Raw genomic sequence first — 15,553 nt, 5'->3', positions numbered from 1 at the left:
CATCCGTCACGCCGGGGCGGGCACCTCGATCGCCAGCAGCGCCGAACTGACCGACTTGCCGTGCGCGTCGAGCGCGAGCGAGCGCGTGACGCCGCCGCCGAGCGCATCGCGCAGCACGAAATTGAATGCGCCGAGCGCCGGCAGTTCATAGCGCACGACGTCGCCGTGCACGATGCCCGCGAGCCACGCCTTCACGGCGTCGGCATCCAGATGCGTGCGCAGGTGATCGTAATGACGCGGATCGTGGCAGATCACCGACACGTTCAGCGTATTGCCCTTGTCGCCGGTGCGCGCATGCGCGAGTTCACGCAGTTGCATCATGCCTCCACGAATGAAAACGACGGCGTCACGGCCGCGCGCGGCAGCAGCACCGACTGCACCGCGATCACCTCGCGCGTCGACTTGAACGCGCCGCCGCCGCCGGCCGGCCCGTTCGTATAGAGCGTCTCGACTTCGTTGCCGATGCGCGCGGCTTCGGCGGCGCTCGCCGCACGGCCGGCCACCCGCACGCGCACCTCGGCCGGCTCGCCGCGCACGGCCGGCGTCGCGTCGCCATACAGCGCATCGGCACCGATCAGGTCGAAGCGCAACTCGGTCGCGGCGACGCCGGTCAATGCCAACCGCTCGCGGACGATCTCGAGCGCGAGACGCGCGCGTTCGAGCGCGCCCGGGCCGCCGTACGACATCTGGCCTTCACCGATCCAGCCGTCGACATAAGCCACCGATACCTTCAGCGTATCGGGCCGCGCGGTGCCGCGCCCGCCCGTCACGCGCACGCGATCGGTCGCCTCCTCGGCGACGGTGACCTGCGTGAAATCCGCGACGACATCGGGCTGCAGATAGCGCGCCGGGTCGTGAATCTCGTAGAGCAGCTGTTCCTTGCAGGTCGCCGCGCTCACGCGGCCGCCCGCGTGCGGCACCTTGGTGATCACGACCGTGCCGTCGGCCGCGACTTCGCCGATCGGAAACCCGAGGCGCGCGAGGTTCGGCACATCCTTGTAGCCGGGATCGGCGAAATAGCCGCCCGTCACCTGCCCCGCGCATTCGAGCAGGTGGCCGACGACCGTCGCGGCGCCAAGCGTGTCCCAGTCGTCCATCCGCCAGCCGAACGCGTGGATCAGCGGCGCGGCGAACAGCGACGGATCGGCGACGCGCCCGGTCAGCACGACGTCCGCGCCGGCCGCGAGCGCATCGACGATCGGCGCGGCGCCGAGGTACGCGTTCGCGGACACGATGCGGTCGCGATACGCGGCGACGTCGTCGCCCGATTCCTCGAAGCGGAATGCGCCGCGCAGCACGACGTCGAGCACGTCGTCGCCTTCGACCGCCGCGACCTTCAGCTTCGCGAAACCCAGCGATTGCGCGATTTGCGCGGTGCGCCGCGCGGCCGCACGCGGATTCGCCGCACCCATGTTCGACACGATGCGCACGCCCTTCGGCACGGCGACCGGCAGCACCGCCTGCATCCGCGCGTCGAGCAGCGGGTCGTAGCCGAGTGCCGGGTCCTGGCGCCGCGCCTGCTGCGCGATCGCGATCGTGCGCTCGGCCAGGCATTCGAAGACGAGATAGTCGAGCTGCCCGTGTTCGGCCAGTTCGACCGCGGGCTCGATCCGGTCGCCCGAGTAGCCGGCGCCCGCGCCGATGCGCACGCGCCGTTCAGGTTGCTTTGCTGTCATGTCCGTACCGTCGTCCGGCGGCGGTCACCGCCGGGAAAGATCAAAAGATGCCCAGCACGACGCACGCGATCGTCATCACGATCGAGGCGCCGAACAGCAGCGGGAACGTGAATTTCTGGTGCTCGGCCAGCTCGATGCCGCACAGGCCGACGACGAGGAAGGTCGCGGGCGTCAGCGGGCTGACCGGGAACCCGGTCGTCATCTGGCCGAGCAACGCAGCCTGCCCGACCTGCACGGCCGGCACGCCGAGCTGGCCGGCCACTTCCGCGATCACGGGCAGCACGCCGAAATAGAACGAATCGGGATCGAACAGCATGCTGAGCGGCATCGACGCGAGGCCGAGCACCACCGGGACGTGGCCGGCCATCGACGGCGGCACGAAGCCGACCGCCGCCTGCGCCATCGCCTTCAGCATCCCGCTGCCCTGCATGATCCCCGTGAACACGCCGGCCGCGAGCAGGATGCCGGCCATCATGAGCGCGGCGCGCGCATGCGCGTCGATGCGCTTTCTCTGCATGTCGACGTTCGGGTAGTTCACCATCAGCGCGATGCACAGGCCGACCATGAACATGATCGCGGGCGGGATCTTCTCGCCCATCACGACCATCGTGCCGAGCACGACGAGCGTCAGCACCAGGTTGAACCAGAACAGGTGCGGCCGGCGCAGCGCCTGCTCGTCGGGCGTCAGCTCGCGCTTCGGCAGCGGGATCGACGCATCGTCGCGCGACAGGCAGAGCCGCTTCTCCTCGCGCCGCCCGAGCCAGTATGCGACGCCGAACACGAACACGAGCCCGATCGCCTGCACCGGGATCAGCGGATTGAACAGCGCCGAGACCGGCAGGTGCAGCGACGCCGACGCGCGGATCATCGGCCCCGTCCACGGCAGGAAGTTGATGCCCGCGGCCATCGACACCGCGGCGGCCAGCACGCGCCGGTCCATCTTCAGCCGGTCGTACAGCGGCAGCACGGCCGGAATCGTCACGAGGAAGCAGACGGCGCCCGAGCCGTCGAGGTGAATCAGCAGCGCGAGCAGCGTCGTCCCCATCACGATGCGCGTGGGCCGCGTGCCGACCGCGCGCAGGATGCGGTCGATGATCGGGTCGAGCGTGCCGGCGTCGGTGATCGTCCCGAAATAGAGGATCGCGAACACGAACATCCCGACGACGGGCGCGAGCCCCTTCAGCCCGTCGATGACGAACTTGCTGGTGTGCAGCCCGAAGCCGCCGATCAGCGACGCGGCGATCGGCACGATGATCAGCGCAACGAGCGGCGACATCCGCTTCGACAGAATCGCGGCCAGCAGCACGACGATCGTGCCCAGCCCGAGTAACGGCAGCATCCGTGTCTCCTACCTTGTCTTTTGTTGGAGACGAGCGTAAGGTCGGCGCAGCGATAGCACAATTGAAATGATTTGATCGCAGCAATCACGAACCGTTATGGATCTGAATCTTCGCGACATTCGCGCGTTCGTCACCGTCGCGCAGGCCGGCAACTTCACGCGTGCGGCCGCACGCCTGCATCTGTCGCAGCCGGCGCTGACCGTGCAGATCCGCCGGCTCGAGGAGATCGTCGGCGCGCGCCTGTTTGACCGCAACAGCCGCAGCGTCGCGCTCACGCAGACCGGGCGCGAGCTGCTGCCGCTGCTGCAACGCTCGCTCGACGACATGGAGCGCGTGCTGCGCGACGCGCGTGCGCTCGGCGAAGGCACGAGCGGCACGGTGCGGCTCGCGTGCCTGCCGACCTTCGCGTCCAGCGTGCTGCCCGAGCTGATCCAGTCGTTCCGGCGCGAGGTGCCGCTTGCGGGCTTCGAGATCCGCGACGGCGTCGCGAGCCTCGTCACGGCGCTCGTGCGCAACGAGGAAGCCGATCTCGGCTTGACGGGTGGCAATACCTTCGATGCGTCGCTGGAGGTGCTGTATGCGGGCGCCGACCAGCTCGTCGCCGTGTGCCCGAAGGATCATCCGCTCGCGCGCAAGCGCCGCTTGACCACCGCCGACGTCGCAGCCGTGCCGCTCGTGCTCACCGCACGGGGCACGAGCGTGCGCAGCGTCGTCGATGCCGCGCTGGACGCGGCCGGCTGCACGCCCGCCATCGCGTGCGAGCCGACCTACATGATGACGGCCGTCGCGATGGTGCGCGGCGGGCTCGGCGTGACGATCCTGCCGGCAACCGCGCGCGAGGTGCGCGCCGAGCCCGAGCTGGTTGCAAAGCCGATCGACGACCCCGCGTTCGAGCGGCCGATCGCGCTCGTCACGAAGCGCGGCCGCACGCTGCCGCGCGTCGCGCAGGCGTTCGCCGAAGCCATGCTGACGGAATTGAACAAGCGCGCGTGAACCGCGCGCCCGGATTGGTGCTTACTTCGCGTCCGGATCGACGTGCAGCGATTCGCCGATCGCATAGAAATTGCCGCCCGCGATGTAGTGCAGGCTGCGCAGCGCCGGATCGGCCGATTCGAAATACCAGTGGCCGTCGCGGAACACGCGCGTGTCGGACCACGCCGCGACCACCTCGCCGATGAACAGATCGTAGGTCTGCTGGTTGTGCGGCTCCGGAACCAGCTTGCACGCGAGCCAGCCGGAACAGCCGGCGACGAACGGCAGGTCGTGGCCTTCGACGTCGAACAGCGTGACACCCGCTTCGCGCAGCTTGTCGGGGCGCTCCGCGAGACTGTGGCTGCCGACCGCATGCGTGAGCCGCAGCTGCGCGGCCGTCGGCACCTGGATCACGAACCTGCCGCTGCGCTCGACGAGCTCGCGCGTCTTCGCGGTCTTGTCGAGCACGACCGTCAGCTTCGGCGGCAGGAAATCCAGCGCGCACGCCCAGGCGGCAGCCATCACGTTGTCGACGCCATCGTGGCGGGCCGACACGAGCACGGTCGGGCCGTGGTTGAGGAGACGGTAGGCCTTCTTCAGCTCCACCGGAGCGATGTGACTGTCCATACGGGTTCCTTGGAGAACGGCTCGCACGGACGGATGCCGTGCGGCGCGGCGCCGGCCGGTGCGCAGGCGCGCAACCGGGCCGGAGGCCGCATTCTCGCACCCAATGTCAATCGGCGCTGACCGCACCGCCGGTCACTTCGCGAACAACTGGCCGATATCGCGGAACGCCTTGAACTCGAGCGCGTTGCCGCACGGATCGAACAGGAACATCGTCGCCTGTTCGCCGACCTGCCCCTGGAACCGCACATACGGCTCGATCACGAAGGTCACGCCGAACGACTTCAGCCGCTCGGCCAGCGCTTCCCAGCTCGGCCAGTCGAGCACGATCCCGAAATGCGGCACCGGCACGTCGTGACCGTCCACCGCGTTCGTATGCGCGCCTTCCTGCGACGCGGTCTTCGGATGCTCGTGAATCACGAGCTGGTGCCCGTAGAAGTCGAAGTCGACCCACTGCGCGCTCGAGCGCCCCTCTGCCAGCCCGAACACACGGCCGTAGAAATCGCGCGCGGCCGGCAGGTCGTAGACGGGAATCGCCAGGTGAAACGGGGAAAGACTCATGGTGGCCTCGTGATGGAACGCTCGCGTGGCGCGAGGACGGCACCATGGTAGTCAAGGTCAAGCAGAAATTAAATCAATATATAGTTGCGTCATTCACAAACGAAATTGATGAATGATCCGCGAACTGAAAACCCTCGTCGCCGTCGCCCGGGAAGGCACGTTCGCCGCGGCCGGCAACCGTATCGGGCTCACGCAGGCGGCCGTGAGCGCGCAGATGCAGCGGCTCGAAGCGGAACTCGGCTTCGCGCTGTTCGACCGGCAAGGCCGCTCGGCGCGGCTCAACGAGATGGGTCATCACGTGCTCGACCAGGCGCAGGCGCTGATCGGCCTGTACGAGAACCTGAGCTCGACGTCGCCCGGCTCGCCGGCCGCCGTGCGCGTGACGATCGGCGCGATCGCGTCGGTGCAGAGCGCGCTGCTGCCGGCCGCGCTCGCCGATTTCCATCGCCGCGATCCCGCGTGCCGGACGCACGTGATCCCGGGGCTGTCGATCGAGCTGGTCAACCGGGTGGACGCCGGTGAAATCGACATGGCCGCGATCATCCGGCCGCCGTTTTCGCTGCAGAGCGACCTGCACTGGACGACCCTCGTGCAGGAACCGTTCCGGCTGATCGTGCCGCGCAGCGTGAAGGGCAAGGACTGGGCCGAGCTGCTCGCGCGCGAGCCGTTCGTGCGCTACGACCGCGCGTCGTTCGGCGGCCGCCAGGTCGACCGCTTCCTGAGGAAGATGCATATCGCGGTGCGTGACACGTGTGAGCTCGACGAGCTCGACGCGATCGTCAAGCTGGTCGAGAACGGCGTCGGCGTCGCAATCGTCCCGCAGACCGCCGTGTATCGCCGCTGGCCGGCCGGCGTACGCGCGATCGACCTCGGGCATCACACGTTCCACCGCGACATCGGGCTCGTGCATCGCGCGCGGCGCACGATGTCGGAGCCGGCGCAGAAGCTCGCGCAACTGATCGAAGCGGCGGCACGGCAGCCGGCCTAGCGCCGGCGTTGCCGATCAGCGCCGCCCGGCCGCCCAGTCGACGGCCGCGTCGAACAGCGCGACACCGGCCGGCGACAGGTTCACGAACGTGTCGTTGTCGAGGAAGAACATCACGCGACGCGCGGGCGCGAGCGCTTCGTAGTCCATCGTCGCACCCTTCTCGTACGCGAAGATCGCGGCCTTGTCGGGCTGGCCATACACGGTCGCGATCGTGATCGCGCCGAGCCCCGGCTTGCCCCAGCTCATCGGCGCCTGCTTGCCGTACACGTTCGTCGCGCCGGCCGGCAGCCCGGCCGCGATCGGGTGCGGTGCATTGACGAGCCACAGGTAGCGCTCCTTGCCCGTTTCGCCGAAGTCGACGTCGTGGCGCTTGCCCGTCATCGCGAGATCGTCGAGCAGGTCGTTTTCCCAGGTCACGAGCGGCTTGTCGAGCGTGCGCCAGCCGGGTCGCACGTTCTTCGACGACACCGTCGACGAAATCACGACCAGGTCGGCATCGCGCGCCGCATCGGGCGTCGACGACTCGTCGATCAGGCGCACCGCGTAGCCGCGCTCGCCGAGATGCTGGACGATGCGTTCGTCGACCTTCAGGTTCGGCCCGCGCAGCTGCACGAGCATCGCGACGCGCGTCACGGCCTGTGGTGCATCGGCCGCCAATGCAGGCGTAGCGGCACCTGCGCCGAGGCCGAGGCCCGCGCCGATCGCGAGCACCGAGCCCGCGATCGCGCGCATTGCGCGGCGCCGAGCGCTCGCGGCCACGGCGCGCACGGCGCCGGTCTTCATGTTCCGGTTCATCTGGATCTTCTCCGAAGCCGCGCGCCGCCGTGACGGCCGCGCGGCGATTGCATGGTCAGAATTGCAGCGTGGTGAGCAGCGACACCTGTCGCGCATCGCCGATCGCGACGAAGTAACGGTTCGCGCTCGACGGGTAGTACGTGCGATTGAAGAGGTTCTTCACGTTGAGCTGGAACGACAGCTTCTGCTTGCCGATCCGCGTGTCGTACGTGGCGAATGCGTCGGCGAGCACGTACGACGGCAGCGTGAAGCTGTTCGCCGAATCGCCGGGCCGCGCGCCGACGTAGCGCATGTCCGCGCCGATGCGCAGGTCGTCGCCGCCGGCCACCGTGCCGAAGTCGTAGACGGCCGCGAGCGACGCGGTGTGACGCGCGACGTTCCACAGCTGGTTGCCCGCGTACAGCGGATCCTCGGTCGTCTTCGCGTCGATGTACGCGTAGCTCGCGATCACGTTCACGCGCTCGCCGATCTTGCCCGACACGTCGAGCTCGATCCCGCGCGAGCGCGCCTTGCCCGACGTGCGCCAGTCGGTCAGCTTGGTTGCGTCGTTGTACTGCGACACGAGCACGTTCTTCTTGTCGATATTGAAGAGCGCGAGCGTGCCCGTCATGCCGCCCGGCAGGTCGAGCTTGCCGCCCACTTCCCACGCGGTCGCTTCCTCGGGCGGCGTCGCACCGTCGATGATGTAGCCCGTCATCGGCGCGATCGACGACGACGGCTTCAGCGATTGCGAATAGCTGCCGTACAGCGAGAACGTGTCGGTCCACTTGTAGACGACACCCGCGCGCGGCAGCCACTTCGAGCCGCTGAGATCGGTGTTCGCGACGAACGGCCGCCCGCGCCCCGCGACCTGGTTGTACGTGATGTAGCGCAACCCGCCCGACACGATCCACTTGTCGGTCAGGTGGATCGTGTCCTGCACGAACGCCGACGCATCGTGCAGCGTGTCGGTCTGGTCGCTGTCGCTCGCCGATACCGTGCTCGACGGCGGCAGCAGCCCATAGACGGGGTTGAGATAGCTGAACGGCGTCTTCACGGCCTGCCGCAGCATGTCCTTGCGGTAGATGCGGCGGTATTCGGTATCGAAGCCGACCTGCACGTCGTGCCGCATCCCGCCCAGCATCAGCTTGCCGTTCACGTAGCCGATCCCGTAGCTGTCGGTGCTGAGCGAGCCGTGCGTCGCGTCATTGCTGCGCGTCATCGTGCCCTTCACCGGATCGACACCGGTCGTGCGCAACTGGTTCGCGTCGTAGGTCTCGCGGTTGTAGCTGTAGCCGAAATGCGCGCTCCAGTCCGCGTTGAACTGGTGATCGACGCTCACCTGCGCGAGGTGCGATTCGCCGTCCATGTTGTTGAACGGCTCGTCGATGCGCCGCCGCGCGGGAATGTCGAGCGGCGCGTTGGTGCGCGGGTCGAGCGCGGTGCCGCGATCGAACGGCGAATGGAATTTCCGGTACTGGTAGGACACCGCGACCTGCGTATCGCGGCCGTACCACGCGAGCGACGGCGCGACGAAGGTCTGCCGGTATTCGCCGAAGTTGCGCCAGTACTGCTCGTTCGACTGGTCGACGATCAGCCGGTACGCGAGCCGCGAATCGCCGACCGGCCCGGTCGAATCGAAGGTCGCGCTGCCGCCGTTCTTGCCGTGCCCGAACGTCGACGCGCCGAGCGAGATCGCGTTGTAGCGCTTGAGCTGCGGCTGCTTGGTGACGACGTTGACCACGCCGCCCGGGTCCATCAGCCCGTACAGCAGCGACGTCGGCCCCTTCAGCACCTCGACGCTGTCGACCGCCGCGTTGAACGCGCGCCCCTGCACGAGCGGCATCCCGTTCTGCATGACCGATCCGTCGCGGTTGCCGCCGAAGCCGCGCTTCATGATCGTGTCCTGCGTGCCTGCGAGCGTGTTGCCCTGCGTGATGCCGCTGACATTGCCGAGCGCGTCGTCCAGGTTGCGCGGCCGCTGGTCGCGCAGCACCTGCGCGGGCACGATGTTGACGGCCTGCGCGGTGTCGAGCAGCGGGATCTCGGAACGCAGCACGCCCGCCTCCTTCGGCGCGCGATAGCTTTCGGCGCGCAGCGCGCGGGTGCGCACATTGATCGCGGGCAACTCGGCGCCCGCCGCGACGCCGGCCGCCGCGGGCCGTGCGACCGAACCGTCCGCGCGCTTGAGCGTGTAACCGCCACCCGATTGCCGCAACGCGACGAGCCCGGTGCCCGCGAGCAGGCGGTCGAGCGCGCCGTCGACGTCGAAGCGCCCCTGCACGCCGCCGCTCGTCAGGCCGGCGGTCAGCTCGGCCGGAAACGCGAGCAGGATGCCCGCGTCGCGGCCGAACCGGTTCAGCGCCGCTTCGAGCGGCCCGGCCGGAATGTCGAACGCACGGCGCGCCGCGCGCTGCACGGCCGGCGCCGCATCGGTGTCGGTGTCGGCCAGCGCCGGCAGCGGCAGCAGCGCCGACACCAGGACGGCGCCGGCCAGCCGGCGCGCGAGGCGACCGGGGGCGGCCGATGCGGCGGATGCGGCGGATGCGGCCGGGCGCGACGCGCGCGGCAGATGTCGGGCAGGCGCCGGACGGCGCCGATACGTGAGACGGATGGAAACCATGATCGGGAGGTCGGTGGACGATGGGCCAGTGCTGCTTTCACTACCCCTGTCACGCGAACATCGAGAAACAGCTCAGGTCAGCGGAAATATTTTTTGAAACGCTCACGAACGGGCCGGCACGACCGTCGCCCAGTAGCGCGTCAGGTAGTGAACGTCGATCGGCAGCGTCGCCTTCAATGTATCGAGCACGCGCGCGGGATCGTCGAGCGGATAGGTGCCCGACACGCGCAGGTCGGCCACGGCCGCGTCGCAGCGCAGGCTGCCGCGGCGGTAACGATCGAGCTCGGCGACGAGGTCGGCCAGCCGCATGCGCGACGCGACGAGCATGCCGCCCGTCCACGCCGACGCATACGCATCGAGCGGCGCCGGCGCACCGATCGTGTCGCGCGTGAAATCCGCGCCCTCTCCGGCTGCGATCACGCGCGCGTCGGCCGTCGCATCGTCGGGCTGCACGCGCACGGCACCGGCGAACACCTCGATGCGGGTCGCGCCGTCGCGCTGCCGCACCGCGAAGCGCGTGCCGAGCGGCCGCAGTTCGCCCTGTGCCGTCGCGACGACCAGCGGCCGCGCGGGCACGCGATCGTCATGGCCGCTCGTCACCATGATCGTGCCGCGCAAGAGGCGCAGGCCGCGCGTCGTATCGTCGAAGCGCACGTCAAGCGCCGTGTCGGTATCGAGGACGACGACCGTGCGATCCGCGAGCGTCACCGTGCGCCGCTCGCCGACCGCCGTGCGCAGGTCCGCCGGCCAGACCGCCGCGCGCCGCGCGGGTTCGGCCATCCATGCGGCACCGCCCGCGAACAGCAACACGGCCAGCGCCTTCACGGCCGCGCGGCGGCGGCCCGCACGCGGCGGCAGCAGCGCCGCCTGCGCGGCCTGCGGGTCGAGCCCGGCCGCCAGCCCGCCGAACCTGCGCTGCATCGCTTCGATATGACGCCATGCCACGTCGTGCGCCGGATCCTCGGCGCGCCAGCGCGCGAGCGCGGCATCGAACGCTTCGTCGGTGCGGCCGGCCTGCCGGTCGACCCACCATTCCACCGCGCGCCGCGCCACTTGCGGCGGCACCGCCGGCGCTCCCGGGGCGGCCATCGGTCAGGCCGCCATCGCGAAGAAGCACTGCGTGCCGGCCTTCACGAGATAGCGCTTCACCGTCGCCAGCGACACGCCGAGTTCGCGCGCGATCTCGGCCTGCGTGAGCCCGTCGAGCTGCGCGAGCAGGAACGCCCGCTTCGCGGCGAGCGGCAGGCCGTCGAGCAGCCGGTCGATTTCAAGCAGCGTCTCGAGCACGACGGCCCGCTCCTCCGGCGACGGCGCATGCGCTTCGGGGCGCAGTGCGAGCGCATCGAGATAGGCGCGCTCGATCTGCTCGCGCCGCCAGTGATTGCTCAGCACGCGCTGCGCGACCGTCGTCAGGAACGCGCGCGGCTCGTCGGCGCCGATCGGCTCGTCGCGCGCAAGCAGGCGCATGAACGTGTCGTGCGCGAGATCGGCCGCGCGGTGCGCGCAACCGAGCTTCCGGCTCAACCAGCCGCGCAGCCACGCATGGTGGCCGGTGTAGAGGGCGTCGATTTCTCGATGGAGAGACAGCTTGTCAGCAGACATGGCCGGGTTCCGGGAGGCGCAGGCGTCAACGATTTTGTAAATGAGAATGATTATTATATACAAAACCAGATCGGCGACCGGCGTTTCGGTGCGCGGGGGTGGTGGCTGCGCTGGGGCGGGCGGCGCGGTGCTGTCGGTCACGCCGGCGTGACACACGCACGACGTTCCACACGCGCGGCACCCATGATGAGGAATCGGCCACCCAACCATGAGGCCGTCGCCGGCCGCACGCGCCGCGTAATTAACACATTCATTACACCCGGGCCAATTCGATTCATTCAATAATTATTTGACGGATCGATAACAATATCCCGGCCATCCCGATTCCTCCGCGAATTGCCCGAAATTATCGCGAGATATGCAAGCCGCAATGGCCAAATCGCGAAATGCCAATCGATTGATACGCAATTTTCAACAATTCAAATCCCTCGATCGCGGCAATCGGAGGACATCCCTGTCTGCGTCAGGCCACAAAAGAGAATTTCATTTTTGCCGTTTTAATCGGGCTCGGTAGTCTCCTGCCATTCCGGATCACGCACACAAGCCAATGCGCAAGGAGATGACAATGAAACGCACGACCCTCTCGCTGATTTCCGTCGCGTCATTCGCGGCGATACCCGTCGCGCAGGCGCAGTCGAGCGTCACGCTGTATGGCGTGATCGACACGTCGATCACCTACGTGAATCATGCGCAGGGCAAGGACAACGCGTGGATGCTCGGCAACAGCAGCGCGGGCAACCTGGCCGGCAGCCGCTGGGGCGTGAAAGGCACCGAGGATCTCGGCGGCGGGCTCAAGGCGCTGTTCCAGCTCGAGAACGGCTTCGACCCGAGCAACGGCCGGATGGGCCAGGGCGGCCGCCTGTTCGGCAGGCAGGCGTTCGTCGGCCTGACGAGCGACCGCTACGGCACGCTCACGTTCGGCCGCCAGTACGATCCGCTCGTCGATCTCGTGCAAGGCATCACCGCCGACAACTATCTCGGCAGCGTGTTCGCAACGGCGGGCGACGTCGACAACTACGACAACAGCTTCCGCGTCGACAACGCGGTGAAGTACACGTCGGCCGTCTATTCGGGCCTGCAGTTCTCGGCGATGTACTCGTTCGGCGGCATCGCCGGCAGCACCGGCGCCGCGAATTCGTATTCGGCCGCCGTGTCGTACAGCAACGGGCCGTTCAGCGTCGCGGGCGGCTACTTCCACACGACCAACAGCCCCGCGTCGAACACGCAGCGCACCGGCTGGACCAGCTCGTCGGACGGCACGTTCGACGGCCCGGTCAACAGCGGCTATGCGAGCGCGCATTCGATCGGCATCGCGCGCATCGCGGGCCAGTACGTCGCCGGCCCGTTCACGGTCGGCCTCGGCTACAGCAACGCGCAGTACCGCCGCGATGGCAGCTCGGTGTTCGGCTCGAACGAGCACTACAACACCGGGCAAGGCTTCGTGAACTACCAGGCGACCAATGCGCTGCTGGTCGGCGTCGGCTACAGCTATACGCGCTCGGGCGGCGACACGTCGGCCACCTATCACCAGGTATCGGCCGGCGCGGACTACACCCTGTCGAAGCGCACCGACGTCTACCTGACCGCCGCGTACCAGCACGCCAGCGGCCAGACCGGCGACGGCCAGGGCGGCTCGATGGCCGCGCAGGCGTCGATCGGTTCGTACGGCTATGCGGGCACGAGCTCGCAGACGATGGTCAACCTCGGCCTGCGGCACCGCTTCTGATGCGAGACGGCCGGCTGCGCGCCGCGCGGCCGGTCGGGTGCGCTTTCACCGATACGGCGGCTTCGGCCGCCGTTGCTTTTGAATCGCCCTTCCCTTTTCATCCCGGATATCGACTTCAGCGCGATTTCCATCCGGTTTGATTCAGCACCGATTTCCGCGAGTAAATGACGCGACGCGTCAGTATTCCGGCCCCGCCATTACGCTGGTATTCGCGCGAAAATCCGGCCATTTTTACCGATAATGCTTCGCCGAACCGCGTGATCCGACGCGATAAAAATGCGTGGCGAACGCATGGGCAAATGCAAAGGAAAGTTTGACGTGAGCCATTTGCGTGCGCGCTATGGCACACTTCGCGTCTGCGTAATTTCCTTGCACCGGGCGGCCGGTTTCCGCCCCATCCTGCCATGCCGCGTCAGACAACCCGTTCGATCAGCCGAGATACGCTGAAAATCGCCGCGACGATTGCGCTGTCGTGCGCGCTCGCCGGTGTCGCGCGGGCCGATTGCCTCGACGACGCGGCCGCGTTCCAGCACGTGAGCGTCAGCCTGATGCGCGGCATCGCGCAGGTCGAGTCGGGCATGAATCCGAGCGCCGTCAACACCAACACGAACGGCACGGTCGACATCGGCCTGATGCAGATCAACAGCACCTGGCTGCCGACGCTCGCGCGCGAAGGCATCACGCGGGAGAGCCTGTTCGATGCCTGCACGAACGCGTACGTCGGCGCGTGGATCCTGTCGCAGAACATTCGCCAACTCGGCGCCAACTGGAACGCGATCGGCGCGTACAACTCCGCCTCGCCCGACAAGCGCCTCGCGTATGCGCGCAAGGTCTATGATGCAATCCGGACCATGCCGGATTCGCCGGATACTCCCATGCCCATCCTTCCACCGTCCTTTACGCCGCCGCAACAGGCCCAGGCGTACAACCCGTTCGCGAGCCTGAGCGTGTCCGCCCCGCAGCAGGTCACGCGTCCGCGCACCATTTCGTCGGCTCCGCCGCCTCCGCCGCCGCAGGGCGGCCCCGCCGGCCCGGCCGGCTCATACAACTTCGGATGGACGGTCACGGGGGCGGACCAGGCGAAGCCGACCCAGGTGTTCGACGACGGCGCGCGGATCTACGTGCAGTTCAGCGACATGAAGCACGTGCCGGCGATCTTCACCGAGACGTCGTCCGGGCGCGTGCTGATGTCGTGGGAGCTGCAGTTTCCGTATGCCGTCCTGACGCGACCCGCGCAAACGTTGATCTTCCAGCTCGGGCCGTTCGAGGCACGCGCGCAGCGTAGCGCGGGCAATGGCGCCGGGATGACGGCGCAGACCGGGACGGGGGGCGCGGCTGCGGCCGCCGGGTTGAAAAAGTCGGCGAATACGGCGACGAATACGGCAGCCAATCCGGCGGCGGCAGCGACCGCGGCAAAGCGCACGGCGTCGGCCGATGCGCTGTGGTACGTGAATACGCCTTCGACGTCGGGAACCGCGGCGGCCTCGCCGTCGACCGCGAACATGCCGGCCACGCTGCCGACCGCGATCACGTCGAACACGCCGCCGCCCGCGCCGGCCCAGGTGCCCGCTGCAGCCGCTCAGCCGTCGCGCGCCAGCGCGGATGCGCTGTGGTACATCTCGAAGTAGCGCACCGCCGATCGCACGCGTCGCGCGGCGATCATTGCGCCACGGTCGGCGGCAGCTTGGGCGCGTTCATGTCGTCCACCCATTGCAGTTCGGCCGTGCCGTTCTTCCTGAAATACACGCGCAAATAGCGCGACGTCGACGATTCCGGCTGCGGAATCGTCACGTCGATCGTCTTGTGTTCCGCCGCGATGCCACGCTCGATCTCGTCCAGCGGTTGCGCGAACACCCACGCGAGCTTCACTGTTTGCCCCGGCGCGACCTTGCAGCCGCAAGCGAACCCGCCGCCCCCGCCGAAGGCTTCACCGGTTTCCCGCGCGGACGGATTGCCGAAGCATCCGGACTTGTGTTCGCCGTCGAGCCAGAACTCGTGAAGCTTGCGGGTGTACTCGTTATAGCCGGTGACGCAAACGGTGCGACGCGCCGACGATGCTGCGCCGTCATGTCGTTCGCATCCGGCCAGCATGCCGAGCACGCCCAGCACCGCCAGTGTCAGCGCGCGGGCCCCTGCCCTGGTCTGCGTCGACAGCCTCGCAAACGCGGCAATCCCGGACACCGCACGCATGCCGACCACATTCACGCGCATACCCGCACACACGCCGCCACCGGCCATACCGCTCACCCGCGCCGCACCCAGATCACCTTGCCGTCGCGAATGCCGAGATTGCGGCGTTCCTGCCGGTAATCCATCGTGCCCGGCAACGACTTGCCGTCGCGCTCGAGCACGCGCCACAGGCAGCCGTCCAGTTGCGCCGCCGCATCGGCCTCGGTCTTGCCGACCAGCGCGTCGTCCGGCCCCGCGTCCGCCTTGCAGGCCTGCGACGTGCGTGCCGGCTCGCCATTCATCACCATGCCGCCCGCGGTCGCATTCTTCGTTTTCATGTCCGTGCATCCCGCAAACGTTGCGCCCGCAACCAGCGCCATCATCATCGCGATCGTCTTCTTCATCGGATTCTCCCTGTTGCGCCCGGTGGAACCTGTGCGGCGTTCCCGCCGACCGGGCGTTGCATGCATGTTCGGTCCGCGCGCCCGGGCCACGCCG

15 protein-coding genes are annotated in these 15,553 nt (G+C 68.2%); 4 read left to right on the top strand and 11 right to left on the bottom strand.

Annotation, left to right across the window (positions count from 1 at the left end):
- Window positions 1–6 precede the first annotated feature (6 nt).
- The 3 genes from CFB45_RS07485 to CFB45_RS07475 are packed head-to-tail and all read right to left on the bottom strand — an operon-like array spanning window position 7 to window position 3,015.
- Window positions 7–318: an AtuA-related protein gene (locus CFB45_RS07485; protein ID WP_089425890.1), complete on the bottom strand. Its 312-nt coding sequence runs from the start codon at window positions 316–318 to the stop codon at window positions 7–9.
- The gene (locus CFB45_RS07480; protein WP_089425113.1) at window positions 318–1,676 is read right to left on the bottom strand and encodes an acyclic terpene utilization AtuA family protein; all 1,359 of its coding nucleotides are present in this window, start codon (window positions 1,674–1,676) and stop codon (window positions 318–320) included. Before CFB45_RS07480 ends, CFB45_RS07485 begins: the two co-directional genes overlap by 1 nt.
- A gap of 40 nt (window positions 1,677–1,716) precedes the next feature.
- A complete protein-coding gene (locus CFB45_RS07475; protein WP_089425112.1) occupies window positions 1,717–3,015 on the bottom strand; it encodes a CitMHS family transporter in 1,299 nt (432 codons plus the stop codon).
- 97 nt (window positions 3,016–3,112) lie between these two features.
- On the opposite strand from CFB45_RS07475, the gene CFB45_RS07470 reads away from it, so the two are divergent.
- Entirely contained in the window at window positions 3,113–4,009 is an 897-nt protein-coding gene (locus tag CFB45_RS07470; protein ID WP_089425111.1) for a LysR family transcriptional regulator, read from the top strand.
- Between the two features lie 21 nt (window positions 4,010–4,030).
- Here CFB45_RS07470 and CFB45_RS07465 read toward each other — a convergent pair whose 3' ends face one another.
- Window positions 4,031–4,615: a flavin reductase family protein gene (locus CFB45_RS07465; protein ID WP_089425110.1), complete on the bottom strand. Its 585-nt coding sequence runs from the start codon at window positions 4,613–4,615 to the stop codon at window positions 4,031–4,033.
- 132 nt (window positions 4,616–4,747) lie between these two features.
- The gene (locus CFB45_RS07460; RefSeq protein ID WP_011351673.1) at window positions 4,748–5,173 is read right to left on the bottom strand and encodes a VOC family protein; all 426 of its coding nucleotides are present in this window, start codon (window positions 5,171–5,173) and stop codon (window positions 4,748–4,750) included.
- Between the two features lie 112 nt (window positions 5,174–5,285).
- On the opposite strand from CFB45_RS07460, the gene CFB45_RS07455 reads away from it, so the two are divergent.
- Complete coding sequence (locus tag CFB45_RS07455; RefSeq protein WP_089425109.1) at window positions 5,286–6,161, top strand: LysR family transcriptional regulator; 876 nt, start codon at window positions 5,286–5,288, stop codon at window positions 6,159–6,161.
- A gap of 15 nt (window positions 6,162–6,176) precedes the next feature.
- On the opposite strand, the gene CFB45_RS07450 is transcribed toward CFB45_RS07455, so the two are convergent.
- The 4 genes from CFB45_RS07450 to CFB45_RS07435 all read right to left on the bottom strand — a co-directional run bounded on the left by CFB45_RS07450 (window position 6,177) and on the right by CFB45_RS07435 (window position 11,160).
- Window positions 6,177–6,956 (bottom strand): hypothetical protein, encoded by a 780-nt coding sequence (locus CFB45_RS07450; protein ID WP_089425108.1) that lies wholly within the window; start codon window positions 6,954–6,956, stop codon window positions 6,177–6,179.
- 55 nt (window positions 6,957–7,011) lie between these two features.
- The gene (locus CFB45_RS07445) at window positions 7,012–9,558 is read right to left on the bottom strand and encodes a TonB-dependent siderophore receptor (RefSeq protein ID WP_089425107.1); all 2,547 of its coding nucleotides are present in this window, start codon (window positions 9,556–9,558) and stop codon (window positions 7,012–7,014) included.
- A 102-nt stretch (window positions 9,559–9,660) separates the two neighbouring features.
- Window positions 9,661–10,647, bottom strand: coding sequence for a FecR domain-containing protein (locus CFB45_RS07440; protein ID WP_089425106.1), 987 nt, complete (start codon window positions 10,645–10,647; stop codon window positions 9,661–9,663).
- A 3-nt stretch (window positions 10,648–10,650) separates the two neighbouring features.
- The gene (locus tag CFB45_RS07435; protein ID WP_089425105.1) at window positions 10,651–11,160 is read right to left on the bottom strand and encodes a sigma-70 family RNA polymerase sigma factor; all 510 of its coding nucleotides are present in this window, start codon (window positions 11,158–11,160) and stop codon (window positions 10,651–10,653) included.
- A gap of 565 nt (window positions 11,161–11,725) precedes the next feature.
- Between CFB45_RS07435 and CFB45_RS07430 the strand changes: the two genes are divergently transcribed.
- Both CFB45_RS07430 and CFB45_RS07425 read left to right on the top strand, forming a co-directional pair.
- Window positions 11,726–12,886 carry a porin gene (locus CFB45_RS07430; protein WP_089425889.1) on the top strand — a complete coding sequence of 387 codons (1,161 nt, stop codon included), beginning with the start codon at window positions 11,726–11,728 and terminating at the stop codon, window positions 12,884–12,886.
- A 404-nt stretch (window positions 12,887–13,290) separates the two neighbouring features.
- On the top strand, window positions 13,291–14,514 hold the full coding sequence (locus CFB45_RS07425) for a transglycosylase SLT domain-containing protein (protein ID WP_089425104.1): 1,224 nt from the start codon (window positions 13,291–13,293) through the stop codon (window positions 14,512–14,514).
- Between the two features lie 31 nt (window positions 14,515–14,545).
- Here CFB45_RS07425 and CFB45_RS07420 read toward each other — a convergent pair whose 3' ends face one another.
- The gene (locus CFB45_RS07420) at window positions 14,546–15,097 is read right to left on the bottom strand and encodes a hypothetical protein (RefSeq protein ID WP_256978159.1); all 552 of its coding nucleotides are present in this window, start codon (window positions 15,095–15,097) and stop codon (window positions 14,546–14,548) included.
- A 32-nt stretch (window positions 15,098–15,129) separates the two neighbouring features.
- Window positions 15,130–15,459: a hypothetical protein gene (locus CFB45_RS07415; protein ID WP_039347574.1), complete on the bottom strand. Its 330-nt coding sequence runs from the start codon at window positions 15,457–15,459 to the stop codon at window positions 15,130–15,132.
- Window positions 15,460–15,553: the final 94 nt, after the last annotated feature.

The organism is Burkholderia sp. HI2500 (assembly GCF_002223055.1).
GTDB lineage: Bacteria > Pseudomonadota > Gammaproteobacteria > Burkholderiales > Burkholderiaceae > Burkholderia.
Note: the sequence above shows the minus strand (reverse complement) of the source record. Positions and strands in the feature narration are given on the sequence as shown.

What these genes read in the sequence shown, in the direction of transcription:
- CFB45_RS07485 (WP_089425890.1), bottom strand. Translation starts at nt 318, where the DNA reads ATGCAACTGCGTGAACTCGCGCATGCGCGCACCGGCGACAAGGGCAAT.
- CFB45_RS07480 (WP_089425113.1), bottom strand. Translation starts at nt 1,676, where the DNA reads ATGACAGCAAAGCAACCTGAACGGCGCGTGCGCATCGGCGCGGGCGCC.
- CFB45_RS07475 (WP_089425112.1), bottom strand. Translation starts at nt 3,015, where the DNA reads ATGCTGCCGTTACTCGGGCTGGGCACGATCGTCGTGCTGCTGGCCGCG.
- CFB45_RS07470 (WP_089425111.1), top strand. Translation starts at nt 3,113, where the DNA reads ATGGATCTGAATCTTCGCGACATTCGCGCGTTCGTCACCGTCGCGCAG.
- CFB45_RS07465 (WP_089425110.1), bottom strand. Translation starts at nt 4,615, where the DNA reads ATGGACAGTCACATCGCTCCGGTGGAGCTGAAGAAGGCCTACCGTCTC.
- CFB45_RS07460 (WP_011351673.1), bottom strand. Translation starts at nt 5,173, where the DNA reads ATGAGTCTTTCCCCGTTTCACCTGGCGATTCCCGTCTACGACCTGCCG.
- CFB45_RS07455 (WP_089425109.1), top strand. Translation starts at nt 5,286, where the DNA reads ATGATCCGCGAACTGAAAACCCTCGTCGCCGTCGCCCGGGAAGGCACG.
- CFB45_RS07450 (WP_089425108.1), bottom strand. Translation starts at nt 6,956, where the DNA reads ATGAACCGGAACATGAAGACCGGCGCCGTGCGCGCCGTGGCCGCGAGC.
- CFB45_RS07445 (WP_089425107.1), bottom strand. Translation starts at nt 9,558, where the DNA reads ATGGTTTCCATCCGTCTCACGTATCGGCGCCGTCCGGCGCCTGCCCGA.
- CFB45_RS07440 (WP_089425106.1), bottom strand. Translation starts at nt 10,647, where the DNA reads ATGGCCGCCCCGGGAGCGCCGGCGGTGCCGCCGCAAGTGGCGCGGCGC.
- CFB45_RS07435 (WP_089425105.1), bottom strand. Translation starts at nt 11,160, where the DNA reads ATGTCTGCTGACAAGCTGTCTCTCCATCGAGAAATCGACGCCCTCTAC.
- CFB45_RS07430 (WP_089425889.1), top strand. Translation starts at nt 11,726, where the DNA reads ATGAAACGCACGACCCTCTCGCTGATTTCCGTCGCGTCATTCGCGGCG.
- CFB45_RS07425 (WP_089425104.1), top strand. Translation starts at nt 13,291, where the DNA reads ATGCCGCGTCAGACAACCCGTTCGATCAGCCGAGATACGCTGAAAATC.
- CFB45_RS07420 (WP_256978159.1), bottom strand. Translation starts at nt 15,097, where the DNA reads ATGCGCGTGAATGTGGTCGGCATGCGTGCGGTGTCCGGGATTGCCGCG.
- CFB45_RS07415 (WP_039347574.1), bottom strand. Translation starts at nt 15,459, where the DNA reads ATGAAGAAGACGATCGCGATGATGATGGCGCTGGTTGCGGGCGCAACG.